The 5,086-nt window shown below is 57.1% G+C and carries 5 protein-coding genes; 2 read left to right on the top strand and 3 right to left on the bottom strand.

Annotated elements, in window-relative coordinates; translation table 11 throughout:
• The 3 genes from Q7T06_RS06055 to Q7T06_RS06065 form a co-directional block, all read right to left on the bottom strand.
• Positions 1-416 (bottom strand): dihydrofolate reductase (locus Q7T06_RS06055; RefSeq protein ID WP_304781888.1); only part of this gene is annotated, 416 nt, incomplete at its 3' end.
• A 14-nt stretch (positions 417-430) separates the two neighbouring features.
• Positions 431-1,405 carry a thymidylate synthase gene (locus tag Q7T06_RS06060; RefSeq protein ID WP_304781893.1) on the bottom strand — a complete coding sequence of 325 codons (975 nt, stop codon included), beginning with the start codon at positions 1,403-1,405 and terminating at the stop codon, positions 431-433.
• Positions 1,406-1,484: 79 nt separating this feature from the next.
• Positions 1,485-3,272, bottom strand: a complete 1,788-nt coding sequence (locus Q7T06_RS06065; protein ID WP_304781897.1) for an ABC transporter transmembrane domain-containing protein — start codon at positions 3,270-3,272, stop codon at positions 1,485-1,487.
• A gap of 324 nt (positions 3,273-3,596) precedes the next feature.
• Here Q7T06_RS06065 and egtD point away from each other — a divergent pair, with 324 nt between their 5' ends.
• A complete protein-coding gene (gene egtD, locus Q7T06_RS06070) occupies positions 3,597-4,559 on the top strand; it encodes an L-histidine N(alpha)-methyltransferase (protein WP_304781900.1) in 963 nt (320 codons plus the stop codon).
• 108 nt (positions 4,560-4,667) lie between these two features.
• The coding region (locus tag Q7T06_RS06075) for a DinB family protein (RefSeq protein WP_304781903.1) at positions 4,668-5,086 on the top strand (419 nt) is incomplete at its 3' end.

A 5,086-nucleotide genomic window follows, 5' to 3' on the forward strand; every position in this document is an offset into this window, starting at 1 on the left:
GTTTCCTGCCATTTTGCCGGATCGATGGCGGGGAAGAATGCGTCGCAGTCGAAGGCTTTGTCTATCCTGGTCACGATCAGGCGGTCGGTTGCCTCCAGCGTATCGGCAAAAATCTGTCCGCCGCCTATTATGAAGGCCTGCTGCTCGCCGACCAGTGCCTTGGCTTCGGCGATCGAACTCACCGCTTCCACGCCGGCATGTTGCCAGTCCGGGTTGCGCGTGATGACGATATTGCGCCGGTTGGGCAAGGGGCGGCCTATCGAATCGAAGGTTTTGCGTCCCATGATGATGGGATGGCCGGAGGTGGTGCGCTTGAAGTGCGCCAGATCCTCCGGCAGATGCCAGGGCAGGGTGTTGTTGATGCCGATGCCGTTGTTGGTATCGGTGGCGACGACGATGGTCAGGTGTGCAGGCATGGTATCGATCCGGATTAAACCGCCATCGGCGCACTCAATGGTGCGTGATGCTGGTAGTTTTCGAGGCTGAAGTCGCTAGGTTCGAGTTTTTCCAGCCATTCCGGTTCGTATTTTCCGGTGACGGCGTAATCAGGAATGCGGTCCGACAAGAGCAGTTTCGGCGCAGCGTAAGGTGTGCGCGTCATTTGTTCATTCAGCATGTCGAGATGGTTTTCATAGATATGCGCATCGCCTATGAAATACGTGAACCACTTCGGCTTGTAACCGGTCAGACGCCCCACCACGTGCAACAGTGCTGCCGCTTCCGCCAGATTGAAAGGAGTGCCGAGGCCGATGTCGTTGCTGCGTATGTACAGGCACAGCGAAATCTCTTTCGTGGTCTGGTTAGGCAGGAACTGGTAGAGCAAGTGGCAGGCCGGTAGCGCAATCGCATCGAGGTCGGCGCAGTTCCAGCCGTGGAACAGGATGCGGCGGCTGCCCGGATTGTTGATGATGGTGTCCAGGCAATCGCGCAATTGATCGATCGCCTTGTACATTAAAACCTTGTCGACGCCTTCGTCATTGACGGCAGAGATCAGGCGAAAGCCGCGTTCTTGCGCATCCTGGATTTGCAGTTTGTGGTCGGCGTCCAGCAGTTTGTAGGCTGGCCATTGACGCCATTGCACGCCATACACCGGGCCGAGATCGTCTTCACCGAGGCGATATGGATTGTTCAGCCACTCTGCATTTTCATTCGCGTTCTGATCCCACACCTTGCAACCCAGCGCGCGGAATTCGGCGGCGCTGCGGGTCGCGCGCAAGAAGCCTATCAATTCGCCGATGACCGACTTGAATGCCAGGCGCTTGGTCGTGATCGCCGGAAAGCCGTCCTTTTGCAGATCGAAACGCAGCATCGCACCAGGAATGCTGATGGTGCGTATGCCGGTGCGATTTTCCTGCCAGGTACCGGAATCGAGTACGGTCCGCACCAGGTCAAGATACTGTTTCATGCATAGTCCGTTTTTGGTTGGGTTGGCGGCGCATGGCTGGCGCCATGTTCCGCTGGAAGCCGCTATTTTAACTTAATGCTCAATGCTGGCCGAACTGCAGTGCCGCCAGGCTGGCATACAAGCCGTTGGCCGCGACCAGCGATGCATGGGTGCCGGTTTCGACGATCTGCCCGTGTTCCATCACGATGATGCGGTCGGCGCTTTGTACTGTCGCCAGCCGGTGCGCAATGACCAGTGTGGTGCGGTTGACCATCGCAGCTTCGAGCGCACTTTGGACCAGGCGCTCGGATTCGGCATCGAGTGCACTGGTTGCTTCGTCCAGCAGCAGCAACGGCGGATTCTTCAGCAAGGCGCGTGCGATGGCAATGCGCTGGCGCTGGCCGCCGGACAGGCGTACCCCGCGTTCGCCGAGGAAGGACTGATAGCCTTCCGGCAGGCGTTCTATGAATTCATGCGCCGCTGCCAGTTTGGCGACGGCGATGACTTCTTCGTCGCTGGCATCGGGGCGTCCGTAGCGTATGTTTTCCATCGCATTGGCAGAAAAAATCACGGTGTCCTGCGGCACGATGCCTATCGCATTGCGCAAGGCGTGCAGGTCGAGCTGGCGGATATCGATGCCGTCGAGTTCGATCACGCCTTCCTGCGGATCGTAGAAGCGCAGCAGCAACTGGAACAGCGAGGTTTTGCCGGCGCCGGACGGGCCGACGATGGCGACGGTTTCGCCCGCCTTGATCGCCAGCGACAGATTGGATAGCGCGGGTGTCAATGGGCGGGAAGGGTAGTGAAAGCTCACCCTGTCGAGCGCCAGTGCAGCACCTTGGTCACGCCGCGGCGGCAATGGCAGCGGCACTGAAGGAGATGAGATCGGTGACTGCACTGCCAGCAGTTCCAGCAAGCGCTCGGTGGCGCCGGCGGCACGCTGCGCATCGCCTATGACTTCCGACAAGGCGCCAATTGCGCCCGCCACGATGGCTGAATACAGGATGAACTGGCCGAGCTCGCCGCCCGTCATCGTGCCTTCTATCACTGCATGTGCGCCCAGCCACAGCACGAAGACGATCGCGCCGAAGATCAGCAGGATCGCGATCATGGTCAGCAGCGAGCGGGCGCGGATGCGGCGCATGGCGGTTTTGAAGGCATTTTCAACGGTCTTGCCGAAACGCGCTGATTCAATTTTTTCATGCGTGAATGCCTGCACGGTCGGCATTGCATTCAGGATTTCGCCTGCCAGTGCGGACGAATCCGCCACGCGATCCTGCGAGTCGCGCGAGAGCGTGCGCACGCGCCGGCCGAACCAGACGATAGGCAAGACGGTTGCAGTCAGGGTGACGAGGATGATTGATGACAATTTGATGCTGGTGACGAACAGCATCACCAGGCCGCCGGAAAACAACAGCATATTGCGCAGGGCCATCGAGATGCTGGTGCCTATCAGGGTCTGGATCAGTGTCGTATCGGTGGTCAGGCGCGACAATACTTCGCCGCTTTTGGTGGTTTCAAAGAATTGCGGGCTTTGCATCACGACATGCGCATAGACGGCGCTGCGTACATCTGCAGTCACGCGTTCACCCAGCCACGATACCATGTAAAAACGTGCTGCCGTGGCGATGGCCAGTATGCAAGCCACGCCGAACAGGGCGAGGAAATAGGTATTGATATGGGTCGTGCTTTGTATCCCGTTGGCGCCAAAGCCGAGATCGATCATTTGCCGGAATGCATAGGGAATCGCCAGCGTCGCGCCAGCGGCAACGATCAAGGCGATGCCGGCCAGCACAAACTGTTTTTTATAAGGCAGCAGGAATTTGAGCAAGCCGCGCAGCGTGACGATGCTGCCTTTTTGTAATTCTCGGGATGTCTTCGGGATCATGGGTACAGTAGCTGGGTAAAAAATCATTGCGGGATGTGCATCGTGCTGTTGCGCGGTGCATGGTAAGGTTGACGCCAGCCTCAACATGCCTGCAATGCAGGCACATAGCTTAGCACCAGTCCCTGTATTGCACCTTGTCGGTCTTGCCGGCAAGACCGGTAAAAAATGCTCGTTTTTATGCTTATGTCTATGCGTGTGTTGCCATGCAATATGGGGGCGATAGCGCATTGCACAACGGGTGTTTGCAGCAGTTTGCATCAAACCGGAACGGATACAGGTTTTGCGTGTCTGTCTTGACTGGAATATTTAAAGGGAGGAGCCGGCTTGGCCCAATTCATACAACTCACTGAGCAGCGCCAGCAAACCATAGTCGATGAGTTGCTCGCAGGTTTGACGGCTGCACGCGCCTCTACCTCGCCGAAATATTTATACGATGCCCTGGGCTCCAAACTGTTTGAAGCGATATGCGAGCTGCCGGAATACTATCCGACCCGCACCGAGGCAGGCATCTTCCAGAAGCATGGGCCAGAGATCGCGCAAGCTGTCGGCACTGGAAGCACGCTGATCGATCTGGGTGCAGGCAATTGTGCGAAGGCAGCGCAACTGTTCCCGTCACTACAACCTGCGCAGTATGCGGCTATTGATATCTCGGTAGAATTCCTGCGCGATGCAGTCGGTCGCCTGCAACAGCAATTTCCGGCGATAGACATGCTGGGCGTAGGGATGGATTTTTCGACTTCTCTTGCGCTGCCGGATAACGTGCGCGATGAAAACCGCTTGTTCTTTTACCCGGGTTCATCGATAGGCAACTTTACGCCGGACGAGGCGCTGGTTTTTCTGCAGCAGGTGAAGGCGGCTTGCACGCATGATGGCGTGAGCGATGGCGGCTTGCTGATAGGTGTCGATCTGCTCAAGGAAAAATCGCTGCTCGATGCGGCATATGATGATGCCCTGGGCGTGACGGCATCCTTCAACCTGAACCTGCTGTTGCACCTGAATCACTTGCTGGGCGCTGATTTTGATGTGCGCGCATGGCGGCATCGTGGATTTTTCAATGCCGCATTGAGCCGGATAGAAATGCACCTGGAAGCGGCATCAGACCAGACTGTACACTGGTCAAATGGTGAGCGGCATTTTGCGCGTGGTGAACGGATACATACAGAAAACAGTTATAAATACACGCGCCAGGGTTTCGTGGAGTTGCTGGCGCGGGCCGGGTTTGAAAATGTCACGGTCTGGAGCGATCCGCAACTATGGTTCATGGTGTGCCATGCACATGCGGGCTAGCCGGCAGGACTGGAACATTTTCGCAAAAGATAGAGTCGAAGCGATTCGCAGTAAACTGCAAACGGATCATCCGCCGCGCATGTCTCGCCATCAACCTTACGGATCAGCATGAACGTACAGACAAAACAAAGCTATTTGCATGATCCCACCGGCTTGCCGCAGCGCTTTGAAACGGTGCGCGCACGTACGCTGGCCTTGTCGGCGCCCCTGTCGGCAGAAGATTGCTGCGTGCAATCGATGCCGGATGCCAGCCCGATCAAATGGCATCTGGCGCATACGACATGGTTTTTCGAGACCTTCATACTTGAACGTTTCGAAGAAAATTTCCAGCCGTATCATCCCGCCTTCCGCGTACTCTTCAATTCCTATTACAACGGTATCGGCGACAAGCATGCGCGTGCGCAGCGCGGTTTGCTGACGCGCCCGGCTTACACCGAGGTGCTGGCTTATCGTCGCGCCGTCGATGCGCGCATCATGGCCTTGCTGATACAGCCGCTTGCTGCCGATCTTTACGCTGCATTAGCAAG

It is taken from the genome of Herminiimonas sp., from assembly GCF_030645555.1.
Taxonomy (GTDB): domain Bacteria; phylum Pseudomonadota; class Gammaproteobacteria; order Burkholderiales; family Burkholderiaceae_D; genus Oxalicibacterium.

Coding starts and splice junctions, on each gene's coding strand:
- Q7T06_RS06060 (WP_304781893.1), bottom strand. CDS start 1,405: ATGAAACAGTATCTTGACCTGGTGCGGACCGTACTCGATTCCGGTACC.
- Q7T06_RS06065 (WP_304781897.1), bottom strand. CDS start 3,272: ATGATCCCGAAGACATCCCGAGAATTACAAAAAGGCAGCATCGTCACG.